At 69.6% G+C, this 14,258-nt stretch carries 15 protein-coding genes; 7 read left to right on the plus strand and 8 right to left on the minus strand.

Features of this window, described 5'->3' with window-relative positions:
- Positions 1-62 precede the first annotated feature (62 nt).
- Entirely contained in the window at positions 63-335 is a 273-nt protein-coding gene (locus ACZ6ZQ_RS04000) for a DUF2530 domain-containing protein (protein ID WP_469766969.1), read from the minus strand.
- Between the two features lie 196 nt (positions 336-531).
- On the opposite strand from ACZ6ZQ_RS04000, the gene ACZ6ZQ_RS04005 reads away from it, so the two are divergent.
- Entirely contained in the window at positions 532-1,998 is a 1,467-nt protein-coding gene (locus tag ACZ6ZQ_RS04005) for an NCS2 family permease (RefSeq protein WP_469766970.1), read from the plus strand.
- A 30-nt stretch (positions 1,999-2,028) separates the two neighbouring features.
- Here ACZ6ZQ_RS04005 and ACZ6ZQ_RS04010 read toward each other — a convergent pair whose 3' ends face one another.
- Positions 2,029-2,211, minus strand: coding sequence for a ribbon-helix-helix protein, CopG family (locus ACZ6ZQ_RS04010; RefSeq protein ID WP_469766971.1), 183 nt, complete (start codon positions 2,209-2,211; stop codon positions 2,029-2,031).
- A gap of 132 nt (positions 2,212-2,343) precedes the next feature.
- On the opposite strand from ACZ6ZQ_RS04010, the gene ACZ6ZQ_RS04015 reads away from it, so the two are divergent.
- The 4 genes from ACZ6ZQ_RS04015 to ACZ6ZQ_RS04030 all read left to right on the plus strand — a co-directional run bounded on the left by ACZ6ZQ_RS04015 (position 2,344) and on the right by ACZ6ZQ_RS04030 (position 6,067).
- Positions 2,344-2,781, plus strand: coding sequence for a MarR family winged helix-turn-helix transcriptional regulator (locus ACZ6ZQ_RS04015; RefSeq protein ID WP_469766972.1), 438 nt, complete (start codon positions 2,344-2,346; stop codon positions 2,779-2,781).
- Positions 2,782-2,809: 28 nt separating this feature from the next.
- Positions 2,810-4,171 carry an MFS transporter gene (locus ACZ6ZQ_RS04020; protein WP_469766973.1) on the plus strand — a complete coding sequence of 454 codons (1,362 nt, stop codon included), beginning with the start codon at positions 2,810-2,812 and terminating at the stop codon, positions 4,169-4,171.
- 63 nt (positions 4,172-4,234) lie between these two features.
- A complete protein-coding gene (thpR, locus tag ACZ6ZQ_RS04025) occupies positions 4,235-4,804 on the plus strand; it encodes an RNA 2',3'-cyclic phosphodiesterase (RefSeq protein WP_469766974.1) in 570 nt (189 codons plus the stop codon).
- Between the two features lie 273 nt (positions 4,805-5,077).
- A complete protein-coding gene (locus ACZ6ZQ_RS04030; protein ID WP_469766975.1) occupies positions 5,078-6,067 on the plus strand; it encodes an aldo/keto reductase in 990 nt (329 codons plus the stop codon).
- A gap of 96 nt (positions 6,068-6,163) precedes the next feature.
- Here ACZ6ZQ_RS04030 and ACZ6ZQ_RS04035 read toward each other — a convergent pair whose 3' ends face one another.
- The 4 genes from ACZ6ZQ_RS04035 to ACZ6ZQ_RS04050 all read right to left on the minus strand — a co-directional run bounded on the left by ACZ6ZQ_RS04035 (position 6,164) and on the right by ACZ6ZQ_RS04050 (position 10,842).
- Entirely contained in the window at positions 6,164-7,024 is an 861-nt protein-coding gene (locus tag ACZ6ZQ_RS04035; RefSeq protein ID WP_469766976.1) for a geranyl diphosphate 2-C-methyltransferase, read from the minus strand.
- Positions 7,025-7,087: 63 nt separating this feature from the next.
- Positions 7,088-8,230 carry a family 2 encapsulin nanocompartment cargo protein terpene cyclase gene (locus ACZ6ZQ_RS04040; protein ID WP_469766977.1) on the minus strand — a complete coding sequence of 381 codons (1,143 nt, stop codon included), beginning with the start codon at positions 8,228-8,230 and terminating at the stop codon, positions 7,088-7,090.
- Between the two features lie 464 nt (positions 8,231-8,694).
- Positions 8,695-10,122 (minus strand): family 2B encapsulin nanocompartment shell protein, encoded by a 1,428-nt coding sequence (locus tag ACZ6ZQ_RS04045; protein ID WP_469766978.1) that lies wholly within the window; start codon positions 10,120-10,122, stop codon positions 8,695-8,697.
- 213 nt (positions 10,123-10,335) lie between these two features.
- Positions 10,336-10,842: a MarR family winged helix-turn-helix transcriptional regulator gene (locus ACZ6ZQ_RS04050; RefSeq protein ID WP_469766979.1), complete on the minus strand. Its 507-nt coding sequence runs from the start codon at positions 10,840-10,842 to the stop codon at positions 10,336-10,338.
- Between the two features lie 65 nt (positions 10,843-10,907).
- On the opposite strand from ACZ6ZQ_RS04050, the gene ACZ6ZQ_RS04055 reads away from it, so the two are divergent.
- Both ACZ6ZQ_RS04055 and ACZ6ZQ_RS04060 read left to right on the plus strand, forming a co-directional pair.
- Complete coding sequence (locus tag ACZ6ZQ_RS04055) at positions 10,908-11,366, plus strand: carboxymuconolactone decarboxylase family protein (RefSeq protein WP_469767308.1); 459 nt, start codon at positions 10,908-10,910, stop codon at positions 11,364-11,366.
- 106 nt (positions 11,367-11,472) lie between these two features.
- Complete coding sequence (locus ACZ6ZQ_RS04060) at positions 11,473-12,048, plus strand: hypothetical protein (RefSeq protein WP_469766980.1); 576 nt, start codon at positions 11,473-11,475, stop codon at positions 12,046-12,048.
- Positions 12,049-12,057: 9 nt separating this feature from the next.
- Here ACZ6ZQ_RS04060 and ACZ6ZQ_RS04065 read toward each other — a convergent pair whose 3' ends face one another.
- Both ACZ6ZQ_RS04065 and ACZ6ZQ_RS04070 read right to left on the minus strand, forming a co-directional pair.
- On the minus strand, positions 12,058-13,569 hold the full coding sequence (locus ACZ6ZQ_RS04065) for a DUF1254 domain-containing protein (protein ID WP_469766981.1): 1,512 nt from the start codon (positions 13,567-13,569) through the stop codon (positions 12,058-12,060).
- Between the two features lie 235 nt (positions 13,570-13,804).
- Positions 13,805-14,245, minus strand: coding sequence for a CBS domain-containing protein (locus ACZ6ZQ_RS04070; protein ID WP_469766982.1), 441 nt, complete (start codon positions 14,243-14,245; stop codon positions 13,805-13,807).
- Positions 14,246-14,258: the final 13 nt, after the last annotated feature.

Consider the following 14,258-nt stretch of genomic DNA (forward strand, 5'->3'; position numbering starts at 1 on the left):
TGAGCCCCGGTCACGGGAAGGCGCGGGGGCTGGGCCCGCTGCTCCGCCCGCTGCTCCGCCCGCTACTTCGCTCGCGGCGCGTCGCTGCGCGCCGCCTCCGCGCGCTTTATCGCCGCGTCGCGCCTGCGCACGTACCAGATACCGATGAGCCCCAGGCCCGCGCCGGCCAGGCACGTCCACACCCACCACGTCAGATCGCGGTCGGCGAACCAGCTGTAGAAGGGGACCTGGGCCACGAAGAGGACGAACCACAGGATCGTGCCGCCGGTGATGGTGGCGACGACGGGCCCCTCCAGGGGCTCGGGTGCCTCGTGTTTGGGGGTCCACTTCGCCATGCGGTCAGTGTAGGTGGCCCTCCAATGACCCCAACGACCCTGTCGGCCCCCACTCACCCCGTTGCCCGCATGCGTCTACGCGCGGAGATACCGATCTTTCGCTCATACGTTCATACTGAAGCGGTTTGTGTCCGACCGGTTTCGTTCGTATGAACATCCAAGGAACTGGCCAAGAACCACCCCCGACGAGGTCTCCATGCCCCCCACGGCCACCGCTCCTGCGGACGTCCAGCAGCCGCAGCGGCCGGACTCCGGTCCCGGCGCCCTCGGCCGGCTCGACCGCTTCTTCAAGATCTCCGAGCGCGGCTCCACGCTCCCCCGTGAGATCCGCGGCGGCTTCGCCACCTTCTTCGCGATGGCCTACATCATCGTGCTGAACCCGATCATCCTCGGCAGCGCGAAGGACATGTACGGCCATCAGCTCGACGGCGGCCAGCTGGTCACCGCCACGGTGCTCACCGCCGCGTTCTCCACGCTCCTCATGGGTGTCATCGGCAATGTCCCGATCGCGCTGGCCGCCGGCCTCGGGGTGAACACCGTGGTCGCGCTCCAGCTCGCCCCCAGGATGAGCTGGCCGGACGCGATGGGCATGGTCGTCCTCGCCGGTTTCGTGGTGATGCTGCTGGTGGCCACTGGCCTGCGCGAGCGGGTCATGAACGCCGTACCGCTCGGCCTGCGCAAGGGCATCGCGATCGGCATCGGCCTCTTCATCATGCTGATCGGCCTCGTCGACTCCGGCTTCGTCTCCCGCATCCCGGACGCCGCCCACACCACCGTCCCGCTCCAGCTCGGCCTGACCGGCCAGCTGTCCGGCTGGCCGGTGCTGGTCTTCGTGCTCGGCGCGCTGCTCACCCTCGCGCTGATCATCCGCAAGGTGCCCGGCGCGATCCTGATCTCGATCGTCGTGATGACGGTCGTCGCGCTCGTCATCCAGCTGGTCGCGAAGCTGCCGGGCCAGGCGTGGGGCCTGACGGTCCCGGAGTGGCCGGGCAACCCGGTCGCGACGCCCGACTTCGGGCTGGTCGGTCAGGTCAGCCTGTTCGGCGGCTTCGAGAAGGTCGGCTTCCTCACCGGCGCGCTGTTCGTCTTCACCGTGCTGCTGTCCTGCTTCTTCGACGCGATGGGCACGATCCTCGGTGTCGGCGACGAGGCGAAGCTGATGGACGAGGAGGGCAACTTCCCCGGCATCAACAAGGTGCTGATCGTCGACGGCATCGCGGTCGCCGCGGGCGGCGCCACCTCGTCCTCCGCCAACACCTGTTTCGTGGAGTCCACCGCGGGCGTCGGCGAGGGTGCCCGTACGGGTCTCGCGTCCGTCGTCACCGGCGGACTCTTCGCGGTGGCGCTGTTCCTCACGCCGCTCGCCACGATGGTGCCGTCCCAGGCGGCGACGCCCGCCCTGCTGGCGGTGGGCTTCCTGATCCTGGCCGGATCGGTGAAGGACATCGACTGGAGCGACTTCACCATCGCGGTGCCGGCGTTCCTGGCGATGGTGATGATGCCGTTCACGTACTCGATCACCAACGGCATCGGCATCGGCTTCATCGCCTTCAGTGTGCTGCGGCTGGCGACCGGACGCGGGCGTGAGGTGCCGGTCGCGATGTACATCGTGTCGGCGGTCTTCGTCTTCTACTACGCGATGCCGGCACTGGGCCTCACCTGAGCGAGGTCTCCCGGTCGAGGCCTTCCGGGCTCACGTCAGCCCGTAGAACTTCCCCGTCTCGTCGACGGCCGCCTTGAAGCGTTCGTCGAAGTCGTCGCGAATGAGCGTCCGGACCACGTAGTCCTGGACGCTCATTCCGCGTTTGGCGGCATGCTGCCGGAGCCGGTCCAGCAGCTCTTCGTCTATGCGCACGCTGAGCACTGTCGATGCCATGTCGGCCAGAGTCCCGGGCGGGAACCGGCCAGTGCGTCACTTTCTGGATCCTTCTCACTCATATGGGTGATCCATCGAGCTGGGCCGAAACCCAGTGGTAATTAGACTGGGTAATGAGTTATCCTAATGAACATGCCTGACCTGTCCCACGGTGACAACGCCGCCGCCGTGAACTCACTGCGCTCCGCCGTCATGCGGCTGGGCCGGCGCCTGAAGCATCAGCGCGTCGACGAATCGCTGAGCCCGACCGAGATGTCGGTGCTCGGCACCCTGGCCCTCTGCGGTTCGGCCACCCCCGGTGAGCTGGCCCGCAAGGAGCACGTCCAGCCGCCGTCGATGACGCGCATCGTGGCGCTGCTGGAAGCCAAGGGACTGGTACGGCTGGAGCCGCACCCCGACGACCGCCGGCAGAAGGTCGTCAGCCAGACCGAGCAGGCCGAGGCCATGCTGGAAGAGAGCCGCCGCAAGCGGAACGCCTGGCTGGCGTCCCTCGCCGAAGGTCTGGACGATGACGAGTGGGCCAAGCTGCGTGCAGCGGCCCCCGTCCTGGAGAAGCTCGCGCATCTGTAGACCCGAGGCCGCAAGGAGGCGAACCCTTTTGAGTACGGGATCCGGAGCAGACTCCGCCCCCGCACCGAACTCCGACCACGACACCCCGACCGCGCCGACCTCGGGGAGTGCCGGACCTTCCGGGACGTTCTCCTCGCTCAAGGTCCGTAACTACCGCCTGTTCTTCACCGGAGCGATCGTCTCCAACACGGGTACCTGGATGGCCCGTATCACCCAGGACTGGCTGGTCCTCAGCCTCACCGGCTCGTCCGCGGCCGTCGGCATCACCACGGCCCTGCAGTTCCTGCCGATGCTGCTCTTCGGTCTGTACGGCGGTGTCATCGCCGACCGCTACCCGAAGCGCCGCATCCTGCTCTTCAGCCAGGGCGCGCTCGGTCTGTGCGGGCTCGCGCTCGCCGTCCTCACGCTCTCCGGCCAGGTCCAGGTCTGGCACGTCTATCTGATCGCGTTCCTGCTCGGCGTGGTCACGGTCGTCGACAACCCGACCCGGCAGTCCTTCGTCTCCGAGATGGTCGGCCCGCAGCAGCTGCGGAACGCCGTCAGCCTCAATTCCGCGAACTTCCAGTCGGCCCGGCTCGTCGGGCCGGCCGTCGCCGGTGTGCTGATCACCGCCGTCGGCAGCGGCTGGGCGTTCCTGCTCAACGGACTGTCCTTCCTCGCGCCGCTGACCGGCCTGCTGCTCATGCGCACAGGTGAGCTGCACAAGGTGGAGCGTGCGCCCCGGGGGAAGGGCCAGCTGCGGGAGGGACTGAAGTACGTCGCCGGGCAGCCCGAGCTGATCTGGCCGATCGTGCTCGTCGGCTTCATCGGCACGTTCGCCTTCAACTTCCCGATCTGGCTGACCGCGTTCGCGGACAAGGTCTTCCACGCCGGGGCCGGTACGTACGGCCTGTTCAACACGTTGATGGCGGCGGGTTCGCTGGCGGGCGCACTGCTCGCGGCGCGCCGCGGCTCGTCCCGGCTGCGGATGCTGCTCGGCGCGGCGGCACTGTTCGGTGCGCTGGAGATCGCGGCCGCGTTCTCGCCGTCCTTCTGGTTGTTCGCGCTGCTGCTCGTCCCGATCGGCATGGTCGGCCTGACGGTGAACGTCACCGCCAACTCGTCGGTCCAGCTGGCCACGGACCCGGTGATGCGGGGCCGCGTGATGAGCCTCTACATGATGGTCTTCGTCGGTGGCACGCCGCTGGGCGCGCCGATCGTCGGCTGGATCACGGACACGTACGGCGTGCGCGCCGGGTTCGCCACGGGCGGCGCGGTCGCGATGGCCGCGGCCGGTGCGATCGGTCTGATCCTCGCCCGGCTCGGCGGCCTGCGTGTCCAGCTGGATCTGCGGCCGGGCCACCCGCACGTACGCTTCGTCCCGCGCGAGCGGGTCACGGCCGCGGCCTGACTCCGGTGCGACCGGGGCCGGCGACAAGCCCCGCCGGGACGCGAACGCTGCAAGACTCGCCGTATGAGACTCTTCGCTGCCGTGCTGCCGCCCGAGGAGGCCCTGCGGGAACTCGGGCGCGTCGTCGATCAGCTGCACACGCTCCCCGGTGCGGACGGGCTGCGCTGGACCGGGCGGCCCGGGTGGCACTTCACACTCGCGTTCATGGGAGAGGTCGACGAGCGGCTCCTGCCCGATCTGCAGGAGCGGCTCGGCCGTGCCGCCCACCGCAGCGAGGCGTTCCGGCTGCGGCTGCACGAGGGCGGGCACTTCGGCCGGCGGGCCCTGTGGGTCGGTGCCGCGGGCGGCCTCGACGAGATGCGGATGCTCGCCGAGCGCGCGGACGCGGCGGCGCGGCGGGCGGGGGTGGCGATGGACGAGCACCGCGCCTACCACGCGCATCTGACGATCGCCCGTACCCGCGAGAACACGGACCTGCGCCCGTACGTCGACGCGCTGGCCGGCTTCGAGGGCACGCCCTGGACCGTGTCCCGGCTGGTGCTGGTCCGCAGCAACCTGCCCGGCGGCGGCGTCCCGGGCGCGCGGCCCCGCTACGAGGAGGTGGGTGAGTGGCCACTGGGCGCGACCGGCTGACCCGCGGTCCGGGCGCCCGGGCCTGCCCGTTACGCTCGAAGAGTGGACCCGAAAACCCGTAACCGGATCATGGCCGGTGTGCTTGTGCTGATGTTCGCCGTCGTCGCGGTGGCGGCCGCGCTGGGCAACTGACCTTCTCTCCTCCCGGAAGCCGGCCGGAAGCCCGCCTGTTTCGTCTTTCAGGACGGTGTCCGGGGCCGACGCGGCGCCGCGGCCTTCGGATGACCGGAATGGCCTTGCTTCGAGCGGACTCGAAGGCGTTGGCTGGCCCCCATGAAGTACACGCAGCTCGGACGCACCGGACTCAAGGTCAGCCGACTCGTCCTCGGCACAATGAACTTCGGGCCCCAGACCAGTGAGGCCGACAGCCACACCATCATGGACGCCGCACTGGGCGCGGGTCTGAACTTCTTCGACACGGCCAATGTGTACGGCTGGGGCGAGAACAAGGGCCGCACCGAAGAGATCATCGGCTCCTGGTTCGCCCAGGGCGGCGACCGCCGGGACAAGGTGGTCCTCGCCACCAAGGTGTACGCCAACATGGGCACGGAGGGCGAGCCCTGGCCCAACCACGACAAGCTGTCCGCCCTCAACATCCGCCGCGCCGTCGAGGCCAGCCTCAAGCGGCTGCAGACCGACTACATCGACCTCTACCAGTTCCACCACGTCGACCGGGACACTCCGGTCGAGGAGATCTGGCAGGCCGTCGACGTCCTCGTCCAGCAGGGGAAGATCCTCTACGCGGGCTCCTCCAACTTCCCCGGCTGGAAGATCGCCCAGGCCAATGAGACCGCCCGCAGGCTCGGCTCGTACGGGCTGGTCAGCGAGCAGTGCCTGTACAACCTGGCCGAGCGGCGGGCCGAGATGGAGGTCATCCCGGCGGCACAGGAGTACGGCCTCGGGGTGATCCCCTGGTCGCCCCTGCACGGCGGGCTGCTCGGCGGCGTGATCAAGAAGGAGTCCGAAGGGGCGCGGCGGACGTCCGGGCGTTCCGCGGACGCGTTGGCCGACTCGTCCGTACGGGAGCAGGTCCAGGCCTACGAGGACCTGCTCGACAAGCACGGACTGGCACCGGGCGAGGTGGCCCTGGCCTGGCTGCTCACCCGGCCGGGCGTCACGGGACCGATCGTCGGCCCGCGCACCGCCGACCAGCTGGCCTCGGCACTGCGGGCGGTCGACCTCGAACTGTCGCAGGAGCTGCTGACCGAGCTCGACGCGATCTTCCCGGGTCCTGGGCCGTCCCCGGAGGCCTTCGCCTGGTGATCCGGCGGGAGCGGGGACGTGACACCCGGGGGACGGGAGGCGCCTCCGCCCCCGACCCCGTCTCGTCCCCGCCCCCTCACCCGCTGCCGGAAGTGGTCAGATGCGGTCGGCGACGATCATCAGGTAGTGGAAGCTCCCCTCCTTGTACGCGGTGAGGAACGGGTCCTCGATGCCCGTCGCGACCGAGCACTTCTGGCGCAGCTCCCAGTAAGGAATGGTGCGCGCCGTCAGGTCGACGACCTCGATGGGCACGAGGTTGTTGGCGGCCATGGCCTTGAAGTAGTCGCTGCGCGGGTGGATGTTGCAGGTGTAGTGCTCGTCGATGCGGCTGACGGCCTTGGAACGCAGCCCGTTCACATCGTTCGAGCAGCCGGTGATGCAGACGTAACGGCCGCCGTACTCCAGCAGCCGGGAGAACTCGCCGAAGAGCTCGAACAGATCCACGTACATGGTCGTCTCGTTCGTCCACACGGCCCGGCGCGAGCGGGTGGCGAACCCGGTGTCCAGCATGTTGCGGAAGTGGAACTGCACGCGGTCGGTTACTCCGCGTTCCGCGGCCTGCTTGTTGGCGAACCCGACCTGGGACTCCGAGATCGACACCCCGTCGACCTGGCAGCCGAACCGCTGCTCGGCCATGAAGCTGGTGCCGCCCCGGCCCGAGCCGGCGTCGAGGACGCGGTCGCCGGAGGAGATGCGGCCCAGGTGGTCGAGGAGCAGCTCCGCCTGTGCGGTCTCCAGCCGGTGCAGCTCCGCGATGATCCGCTCGTCCCGGGTGTCATCCGGGCCGCCCAGCACGGACGGGTCGTAGTCGCCGATGCCGTAGTGATGGTGGTAGAGGCCGTCGATGTCGCCGAGCTTCAGGTTCACCGGGTCCTTCTCGGCGTTCCAGTAGGCGGCCACGGACTTCTGGTAAGGGGTGCGCAGGACGGGGGACTGCGTGGCAACGGTCGTCGTCATGGGGAAACTCCTTGCATGGGTGGGGGGTTGAGGGTGGGGGGTACGGGCTTGGGAATGCCTGGCTCAGGTCGTGGCCGCGTCGTTGTAGCGAGGGCTGCCCGCGTGCCATTCGCGGTTGCCGCCCACCCAGGCCCATGTCCCGGCCAGGAACCGACGCAGCTGGGGGGAGCCGGCGGCGGCGAGGGCGGACGCCTCGGCCTCGTACGTGTGCATCAGCTCGTCGTGGATCTGCACGCTCTGCTCGACCGCTTCCTGCATCGAGCAGTTCTCCTCGGCGGCGATGAGCATGGGCAGGCTGAAGTCCGTGGGACTCTCCTTGCCCATCGAGTACAGATCGTTCATGAGCACGGTCGCGGTGCCGGCCAGATTGAACGCCCGGCGCACCCGGGGGTCGGCGAACTCGGCCTGCGGAACCTCGTATCCGGCGATCGCGTCGACCAGCACCATGCACGGGATGAAGCTGTTCTCGTGCCGGTGCATCAGGTACTCCCAGACCGGTGGCCGGTGGCCGGTCGTGTGCCACATCCCCTCCTGGCCGTACGCGACGAACATGATGGCGAGCTCGTGGCGGAGCCGGCGCACCTGTGTCGTCGTGGCGTACCGGGCGAGGTTGTCCAGCCCGGAGCGGAGAGCCATCGCGACCGGGTCCTTCCGGACGACCTCCTCCAGCTGGGGTGCGTAGCGCAGTGGGAGCTGCGCCTGGTCGATCACCGAGTGGCAGATCGCCAGCCGCCGGCCGATCAGGTCGTGACGCGGCTCCTCGACCTCGCCGTCGACGATGTGGTCGTCGACGGCCCACTCGGACAGCCCGCACTTCGCCGCGGCCAGCAGGCGGTCGGGGTCGTCCGATTCGGGGTGGGCGAGCATCATGAGGCGCCCGAAGCCGGCCGAGCGGACCTTGTCGAGATGGCCGGGGTAGATCCCGACCTCCTCGGCCCATGCGACGAGCCGCTCGTTGACCACCTCGCCGAGGGCGGGGTCGTCGCGTACGGCGGGTGGGCAGTACAGCGCCGGACGCGCCTGGTCCGCTCCGCGGCTCGGAGCCGAAGCCGGAGCCGGTCCCGGACCCGGTCCCGGAGCCGAGCTCGGAGCCGACGCAGGCTCCTCGTGTCCGATACGGGCGGCCGAGGTGCCGAGACCGGTGGGACCGCCGAGCGCCGGGTACGGGGCAGGGGGCCGGGGGAGGCCGGGTTCGGTGACCCGCACGGACCCGGACGGCGTGGGGATCAGGACCCTGGCCGCCGAGGTGCCGAGCCCGGTGGGCCCGCCGGGGATCCGCGGTACGACGGGAGCCGATCCGGGACCCGGTACCGATGCCGGTCCGGCACCCGGTACCGATGCCGGTCCGGCACCCGGTGCCGATGCCGGTCCGGCACCCGGTACCGATGCCGGTCCGGCACCCGGTGCCGATCCCGGTCCGGGACCCGGTACCGATGCCGATCCGGCACCCGGTGCCGATCCCGGTCCGGGACCCGGTGCCGAAAGCGGCTTCGACGCCGGCTCCGATCCGGGACCCGGTTCCGTTGCCGGCAGGTCCGGCCGCCCCGGGCGTGCCGGGTCGGACAGCAGGGCACCCACCAGGTCCGCCACCTCGTGCGCGGCCGCGGAGGCGGTCATACGGGACAGCAGTGACACCGCTTCAGCCCTCCTTCACCAGTGGATCCGGGCACTCAGGCACGCGGGCGTACCTCGACGTTCTCGAGGATCCCGATCGCGTCCGGCACGAGAACGGCCGCGGAGTAGTAGGTGCTGACGAGGTACGAGATGATCGCCTTCTCGTCGATGCCCATGAAGCGCGCGTTGAGGCCCGGCTCGACCTCGTCCGGGAGCCCTGTCTGGTACAGCCCGATGACACCCTCGTTGTCCTCACCGGTACGCATGGCGATGATCGACGAGCTCTGGTGCCGGGTGACCGGGATCTTGCCGCACGGGAGGATCGGCACGCCCCGCCAGGCGGGGATGTGGTGGCCGTCGACGTCGACGCTGGTGAGGTTGATGCCCCGCTTGTTGCACTCCTTGCCGAAGGCCGCGATGGCGCGCGGGTGCGCGAACAGGTACTGGGTGCCGCGGCGCATGCTCAGCAGGTCGTCGAGGTCGTCCGGGGCGGGCGGTCCCGACTGGGTCTGGATGCGCTGGTCGAAGTCGGCGTTGTTGAGCAGGCCGAACTCGGGGTTGTTGACCAGCTCGTGCTCCTGGCGCTCACGCAGTTCCTGGATGGTGAGGCGCAGCTGCTGCTGGGTCTGGTTCATCGGCTTGTTGTAGAGATCGGCGACCCGGCTGTGCACCTTCAGCACGGTCTGTGCCACGCTCAACTCGTACTCGCGAGGCGTGAGTTCGTAGTCGGCGAAGGCGCCGGGCAGGGTCTTCTCGCCGACGTGGCCGGCACTGAGGTCGATCGCGGCCTCGCCCGCCCTGTTCACCTTCTTGTGGCCGTTCGAGCTCTGCGCCTGGATGTGGTCCCGCAGCCTCTCGTGCTGGCCCACGACCGTCCTGTACGCGGCGCGCGGCAGCGCGAGGATCGTGACGGCGGTCGTGGCGCGGGCGGTGAAGTCCCACTTGTCGTCGGTCCCCGTGAGCACGTCGCAGCCGAAGGAGTCGCCGTCCCCGAGCCGTCCCAGGACGGCCTCGTCCCCGTACGGGCCCTGGCCGACCTTCTCCACCTTGCCGTGCGCGATCAGATAGACGTGGTCGGCCTTCTTGCCCGATCCCACGATGACCTGGCCCGGCTCGTATTCCTTCTGGACGAACTTGTCGGCCAGCGCGCCCAGCGCCGAGGTGTCGTCGAACCCCTGCAGCGGGGGCAGTTCGGCCAGCTCCGCGGGGATGACCTGAACCTTGGAGCCGTTCTTGACGAACGACACCCGGCCGTCGCCGACCGTGTACGACAGCCGACGGTTCACCCGGTAGGTGCCCCCGGGCACATGGACCCACGGCAGCTTGCGCAGCAGCCACCGCGAGCTGATGCCCTGCATCTGGGGTTCGGACTTGGTGGTCGTCGCAAGGTTGCGGGCCGCCGCCGTGCTGAGACTCAGTTGCTCCTGGTGCTGCGACTGAGCGCTGCCCGCGGTGGGGGTGGGTCGTCGGGTCTCCGTTGACATCTGCTGTATCTCCCATTCGTGTGGTGATCCGCGTGGTGTCGAGGGGCCGGAGATGGCCGGTCGACCAGGCGATATCACTCTTCGTGAACAGGAGTAACGCATTGTGATCAAGGGGTGGGAAAGGTGCTCACGGCGCGCCGCAGTGTGCGGCACGGCTGCACGCTCACGCCCCACGCCGGAGTGCGCCCGCGCCCGGGGGCGCATTGTTTACTTTCAGGCGCCCCCGAACCAGCCGGCCGCGTCGAGGCGGAACGCGTCGGCCGGTACGACCGAGCGCAGACCGTCCTCCAGTGCGCGAAGCTCCGGCTCGCCCAGGGTCCTTGACCAGTCCGCGCGCAGCTCGTCGAAGACCGCTGCCGAGCGGGCGAGGGCGTCCAGCCCGTGCGGCGTGAGGCGGATGATCTTGCGCCGCGCGTCGGCGGGGTCGTCCGCGCGCTCCGCGTAACCCAGGGCGACGAGCCGGTCCACGGTCTTCCCGGCCGCCTGTTTCGAGACGCCGAGCCGCCGCCCGATCTCGCTCGCCGTCGCGCCGCCGGCCCCGATCGCCTGCATGGCGAAGCCGTGGGCGGGCCGTACGTCCGGGTGGCCCTGGCGGGCGAGTTCGGCGTGGAGGCGGTCGATGAGCGTGCGGAAGCCCGCGAAGAGGAGCAGCGGCAGCTCGTACCCCTTGCCTATATCGACAACCTGGTTTACTTTATTTTCGTCAACCACGTTGTCCATCTTAGGAGGCGTACGTGTTCACCGACCACACCCTGGAAACCGCCCCGCCCGCGTCGCGCAAGGCCATGGAGGCGGTCGTGCGGAACCTCGGCCGTCTCCCGGACGCCGTCGCCCGCCTCGCCGAGTCGCCGCAGCTGCTCAACGGCTTCCTCCAGCTCAGTGCCGTCTTCGAAAGCAGCACCCTGGAGCCCGTGGCGCGCGAGGTCGTCATCATGACCGTCGCCGTCCGCAACGACTGCCATGTGTGCGTCGAGATGCACACGGCCAAGCTGCGCGCCCTGCGCGCGGACGAGGCGCTGATCGGGGCTCTGCACGACCAGCGCCCGCTTCCGGACGAACCTCTCGAAGCGGTACGGCAGTTCACTCTCGACGTCCTCGCCACTGCGGGTGGCGTCGATGACGAGGAACTGAAGCGCTTCCTCTCGTACGGCTACACCGAGCGCAACGCCCTGGAGGTCGTCCTCGGCATCGGCACGTACACGATGTCGACGTTCGCGAACCGCCTCGTGCGCGCCGCGCCCTGAGCCCGGGGGCTCAGTCCTCACCCGACCGGCCGCAATTGCCATGACACGGCCGCATTTCAGGGAGCCGTGACCGTGCGGTCGGGCGCGACCGCTGGATCCTGGGCTCGTGACACGCCGAGCCACCACGGGTGATGACGGAGACGGAGCCGGGGACCGGGACAGGAACGGGGGTGGGGCCGGAGCCGGGGACACCGGGCAGTCGGCGGCCGGCGCGGCGCGTACCGATTTCGCGGGCGCGGTCTACGGCTCGCTCCTCGCCGCCTCGGTGGTGGCCGGAGCCGGGGCGTACGGCCCGTTCCCCCGGTTCCAGCTCGGCGTGCTCATTCTCGTGACCGGCCTGGTGTACTGGGCCACTCACGTCTACGTCCGCCTCGTCGGCGACAGGCTCCTCGACCAGCCCCTGAACCGGCGGGAGGTCCGCCGCGTCTGCGCCCAGGAATGGCCGATCCTCCAGGCCGCCGTCCCCCCGGCCGCCGCCGTGGCGCTCGGCTGGGTTCTGGGACTGGACCTGGAGGGGACGGCGTGGCTGGCACTCGCCGTCGCGGTCGGTGAACAGGTCGGCTGGGCCACCGCCGCGGTCGTCCGTGCGGGCGCCCCGTGGCGCCTGGTGGTGGGCTCCGGCGCGATCAACCTGCTGCTCGGGCTGATCATCGTGGCCGTCAAGGCCGCCATCCAGCACTGACGGATGCGCTCAGTCGAGGCGGGTGAGCGGAGGGCATTCCCAAGCCGCGTCGACCACCTCGCGGTGCGGCCGGTACATGCGCAGGATCACGAACCAGGCGCCGCTTTCGGGGGTGGGCAGCCAATTGGACTCGCGGCCCTCTTCCGGTGAGGTGGGCTGCAGGTGAATGGTGAGACCTCCGTCGGCGTCCGTGACGAGCCCGGGGGTACGGTCCCCGAGCGAGTAGCGGTTCGCCGGGTTGGGGATCAGGTTCATGTCGTCCCCGTAGGCGGTCAGGGACCAGAAGGCGTCGACGGGCGGCATGGTGCCGGGGGCGAAGCGCAGTTCGTACCGGCCGGAGGACAGTTTGTTCCCGTCCGCGTCGTCGTAGTTGAGCAGGTAGACCGCCTCGTCGGGGTCGTTGGCGGCGATGCCTGCCAGCGACTGGTCGGCGGCGCGCTTGAGGAAGTCGTCCCCGAAGCGGCCCATCTGCGGCGGCGGATAACGCCATCCGTTCACCAAGTGTGCCCACTCACCGCTGAGCATCTGCTGCTTGAGCATCGGTATGCCGACCGCCGCGGCGCGGATCAGGTTCTTCTTGACCGCCTCGGGCTGGGCTTCGACATCGAGACCGGGCCCGATGCCCACGTCGGCGAACTGCTTGAGCAGGATCGCGTGATGGGGCGGTGGCGGGTTCTCGGCCAGCATGGCGTTGAGCGTCTTCCACGGGCCGAGCGGGTCCTCCGCGGCTTCCACCGGCTTCAGCACGTCGCGGCTCGCCGGGAGCTGCGCCCGGTCCACGCCCTCGCCGCGCTTGCCGAACAAGCTGAGCGGAGTGAGCTGGTACTGGGCCTGGAGTGCCTGCGCGGCCGGCACGTCGTCATGGCCCTCGACGAACGTCCTGCCCAGGATCAGGATCCACGGACTCGGCGCGGCGGCCATGCGGCGCACACTGTCGGGAAGCCTTCCGCTCCAGTCCGGGCCGACGATCGCGAAGTGGCCGGCCTTGGACCCCGTCGTGCGCTGACCGACGTAGTCGAAGTTGTCGGAGGTGATGCCCATCAGCTCGAAGGTGAAGTAGCGGTCACCCATGTCCGGGTGCGACAGGACGATCGGCTCGCTGCGCAGGTCCACCCACGCGACCGAGTACAGGGTGTCGTTGTTCGGGCAGCCACCGTCCCGGTACGAGGCGTCCAACAGCTGCTGCGCGTGCCAGAAATGGTTGACCGGGGCGTACGGCATCGTTATCGGGTCGCGCGGCTGGGTCACCCACTCGTGGCGAAGCCGGGCGTTGTACATGTACGGGAATCCGTAGACGAACGCCTGCTCGCCCAGCGTGTAGGCGTACTCCCCACGCCAGTCGCCCACCCGCCCGGTCAGGATGGGCGTGACGGCCTGCCGGACCAGCGGCAGCGCCTGAGGCAGGTGACGCACCCGGTCCACCATGGCCTGCGGGTGGCGTACGGCATGTGCCGCGGCGCGGCCCGCGGCGCTCGCGGCCCGGCCGATGGTGGCCGTGACACCTGCGGCATCGTCCTGCATCCGCCGAAGCTGACGGTGACGCGTGGCTTCGGACATCATCAAGTCCCTTCCGCTGGGAAACGCCTCGTGGGGAAAGCGGACTCTGCGCGCCCGCACCGGATTTCGGGGTGGTCCCGGAGCGGCGCCCGGATGGTCGCGAGCGCCGCCCCTGACCTGTCAGGGGATGGTTACGCGGTCACGCGGTCGGTCACGCGGTCGGTTACGCGTTCGGTCACGCGGTTGGCTGTGCGGTGGGCTACGCGTTCGCGTACACCCGCGTTGCGAATTCTGCGATCTGAGCGTCCGTCAGGTTCCTCGCGAGATTGGCCTCCGTGATCATGCCGACGAGCTGGTGGCCCTGCTTGACGTCGATCACCGGCAGGCGCTTGACCTGGTGCAGCTCCATCGTCGACAGAGCCTCGTCGGCGCCGGCGCTCGCGTCGATCCAGTGGAGCTCCCCGGCGAGGGAGCCGGCCTGGACCGTCGCAGGGTCGATGCCTTCGGCACAGCACTGGACGACGATGTCACGGTCGGTGATCAGGCCGGTGAGCCTGTTGTTGTCGCCGCAGATGGGCAGACAGCCGACGTTCAGATCGCGCATCATCTTCGCCGCGTCCTGCAGCGACTGGTGCGCGCCGACGCACTGTACGCCGCTCGTCATGATGTCGCGGGCGGTGAGCTGGGTGTTCCGGGTCATGATTCCCTTCCGT

This window comes from Streptomyces sp. NPDC053673, assembly GCF_055585225.1.

Coding starts and splice junctions, on each gene's coding strand:
- ACZ6ZQ_RS04005 (WP_469766970.1), top strand. CDS start 532: ATGCCCCCCACGGCCACCGCTCCTGCGGACGTCCAGCAGCCGCAGCGG.
- ACZ6ZQ_RS04010 (WP_469766971.1), bottom strand. CDS start 2,211: ATGGCATCGACAGTGCTCAGCGTGCGCATAGACGAAGAGCTGCTGGAC.
- ACZ6ZQ_RS04070 (WP_469766982.1), bottom strand. CDS start 14,245: ATGACCCGGAACACCCAGCTCACCGCCCGCGACATCATGACGAGCGGC.
- ACZ6ZQ_RS04000 (WP_469766969.1), bottom strand. CDS start 335: ATGGCGAAGTGGACCCCCAAACACGAGGCACCCGAGCCCCTGGAGGGG.
- ACZ6ZQ_RS04050 (WP_469766979.1), bottom strand. CDS start 10,842: ATGGACAACGTGGTTGACGAAAATAAAGTAAACCAGGTTGTCGATATA.
- ACZ6ZQ_RS04015 (WP_469766972.1), top strand. CDS start 2,344: ATGCCTGACCTGTCCCACGGTGACAACGCCGCCGCCGTGAACTCACTG.
- ACZ6ZQ_RS04055 (WP_469767308.1), top strand. CDS start 10,908: ATGGAGGCGGTCGTGCGGAACCTCGGCCGTCTCCCGGACGCCGTCGCC.
- ACZ6ZQ_RS04065 (WP_469766981.1), bottom strand. CDS start 13,569: ATGCAGGACGATGCCGCAGGTGTCACGGCCACCATCGGCCGGGCCGCG.
- thpR (WP_469766974.1), top strand. CDS start 4,235: ATGAGACTCTTCGCTGCCGTGCTGCCGCCCGAGGAGGCCCTGCGGGAA.
- ACZ6ZQ_RS04030 (WP_469766975.1), top strand. CDS start 5,078: ATGAAGTACACGCAGCTCGGACGCACCGGACTCAAGGTCAGCCGACTC.
- ACZ6ZQ_RS04045 (WP_469766978.1), bottom strand. CDS start 10,122: ATGTCAACGGAGACCCGACGACCCACCCCCACCGCGGGCAGCGCTCAG.
- ACZ6ZQ_RS04035 (WP_469766976.1), bottom strand. CDS start 7,024: ATGACGACGACCGTTGCCACGCAGTCCCCCGTCCTGCGCACCCCTTAC.